Below are 1,970 nucleotides of genomic sequence, written 5' to 3' on the forward strand. Positions count from 1 at the left end.
CAACTGCTTCACGCCCGACACCGAGGTGATGACCGTCGACGGCCCGAAGCGCGTGGGCGACGTGGCCGCCGGCGACCTCGTCTACGCCATCGACCCGAACACGCTCGTCCCCGAGGTGAAGCCTGTCGAGGCGGTGTACCGCCAGGCGTACGACGGACCGCTCGTCGAGATCAAGAACCGGTTCGTCGACTTCCGGGTCACGCCCGAGCACCGGTTCCTCACCGCCCGCATCCGCCCGGGTGGGACGTGGGCGGACTACGCGTGGGAGACGGCCGGCGACCTCCTCGGGGACCGCGTTCGGCGGAAGCTCCCACCCCTCGCGCCACTCCCCCCGCAGCGCGCCGCCCCCGAGGCGGTCCGGCTCTCCGACCTGTGTCAGCGGCACGGGATCGAGCACAAGACCGGGGCGCGAGGCATCAAAGAGCTTCGGCAGCAAGGTCGGTGGCAGCCGGACGCATACCGCCTCGAAGACTGGCTCGCCTTTGTCGGCTGGTACGTGAGCGAGGGAACGCTCTTCAAGAGCACGCCGAGGACGTACGCCAACGGGAATGTTCGGGGGGAGGGGTACCGCGTCACGCTCTGCCAGAAGCGCGCGTCGGGGCGGACCGTCCTCCGCGCGCTCCGCGGCCGGATGGGGATCGCGTTCGGCGAGGACCAGAATGGCTTCTCGTTCTCGTCGCGCGTGCTGTTTGAGGTACTCGAGGCGGAGTGCGGTCGCGGCTCGTACGATAAACGGCTCCCGCCGTGGGTCTTCGACCTCCCTGCGGACCGCCTCGGGGTCCTGTTCGACGCCCTTATGGCGGGCGACGGCGACCGCCACGGCAAACGATACACGACGGCCAGCCGGCAGCTTGCCGACGACTTCGTCCGGCTCTCGCTCCACCTCGGCCGGCGGTCCTACGTCATGTCTCACGACGGCGCGTACCGGATCGCGGTGAACGACCCCGAGGCGGGAGTTCCGCGCGGGCTCGCACCCGTTGTCAAGGGTGAGCACCGCCGGGAGGTGTCCTACGCTGGCGACATCGTATGCCTCACGGTCGCCGATCACCACACGGTCCTCGCCGGCCGGAACGGCCTGTTCAACTGGTGCGGGCAGAGCTTCTACGGCAACATGGGTTTTGGCTACGCCCTGTTCAACGACTTCGCCGAGGCGGACCGCGTGGCGGCGACCGGCCAGGACCTCCTCCGCCAGATCATCCGGCTCGCGCGTGGCGCGGGCGCTCAGATCGTCGAGGTCGACACCGACGGCGTGCTGTTCGTCCCGCCTCGGGGCGTCGACGGCGAGGCGGCCGAACGGGCGTTCGTGGAGGCGCTGAGCCAGCAGATGCCCGACGGCATCCGGATCGGGTTCGACGGCCGCTTCCGGCGGATGCTCTCGTACAAGAAGAAGAACTACGCGCTCCTGGGCTACGACGGTGCCATGAAGTTCAAGGGGTCGAGCCTCGTCAGCCGCTCGTCGGAGCGGTTCGGGCGGCGCTTCGTGCGCGACGCGATCCGCCGGCTCCTCGACGAGGACATCCAGGGGCTCCACGACCTCTACCTCCGCTACCGCAGACAGATCGAGGCCCACGACTGGGCCGCCGCCGACGGCGGCGGGGTGGAGAGCTTCCAGCGCGTCGAGACGCTCAAGGCGTCGCTCGACGCCTACGAGCGGGCCGTGGCGGCCGGCGAGCGGACGCGCGCGGCCGCCTACGAGGTCGCCCGCCGTGAGGCCGAGCGGACCGGCCGGGCGCCCCGCCTCGGGGACCGCGTGGCGTACTACATCGCCGACGGCGGAGGACGCGTGTTCGAGGCGGCGCGGCTCGCCGACACGTGGAACCCCGAGGCGCCCGACGAGAGCACGTCGTTCTACCTCGACCGCCTCGACCAGCTCGCCGCCCGGTTCGCGCCGTTCTTCGAGACCGAGGCCCAGTTCCGCCTCGTGTTCTCCGAGGAGGACCTGTTCGGGTTCGACCCGTCGGGCGTCCGCC

1 protein-coding gene is annotated in these 1,970 nt (G+C 70.7%); it reads left to right on the top strand.

Features of this window, described 5'->3' with window-relative positions; genetic code table 11:
• On the top strand, positions 1–1,970 hold a 1,970-nt coding region (locus AAGI91_17740; protein ID MEM1044456.1), incomplete at both ends, for a DNA polymerase domain-containing protein.

It is taken from the genome of Bacteroidota bacterium (genome assembly GCA_038746285.1).
In the GTDB taxonomy this organism is placed as follows: Bacteria; Bacteroidota; Rhodothermia; order Rhodothermales; family JANQRZ01; genus JANQRZ01.